This is a genomic window from Acinetobacter lwoffii (assembly GCF_024129855.1).
Lineage (GTDB): Bacteria > Pseudomonadota > Gammaproteobacteria > Pseudomonadales > Moraxellaceae > Acinetobacter > Acinetobacter lwoffii_L.
This window is the reverse complement of record NZ_JAMXXC010000092.1, coordinates 1-274: the sequence shown is the minus strand read 5'-3', so window position 1 is coordinate 274 and position 274 is coordinate 1. Positions and strand designations below refer to the sequence as shown.

1 protein-coding gene is annotated in these 274 nt (G+C 36.9%); it reads left to right on the top strand.

The window, feature by feature from the left end:
* A partial coding sequence (locus tag NI465_RS16645) for a transposase (RefSeq protein ID WP_253139557.1) occupies positions 1-274 on the top strand: 274 nt, incomplete at both ends.

Genomic DNA, 274 nt, shown 5'->3' with positions numbered 1-274 from the left:
TTAGATTATTCAAATTACTAGCCTCATGCCCCGATATGGAGTGGATTTTTATTGATGGCTCTCATGTACGTGCTCATCAACATTCTGCCGGCATAGCGAATCAATCTATTTCTAAAAGTGTAGGAGGAAACTCCTCAAAAATACATTTGATTGTTGATGCACATGGCAATCCTATTGATTTCGTGATTACCGATGGAACCACACATGATGTTAAAGTTGCACCTGATTTAATATCAACATTAGATTTAAAAGAGACAAAAGTGGTATGTGCAGA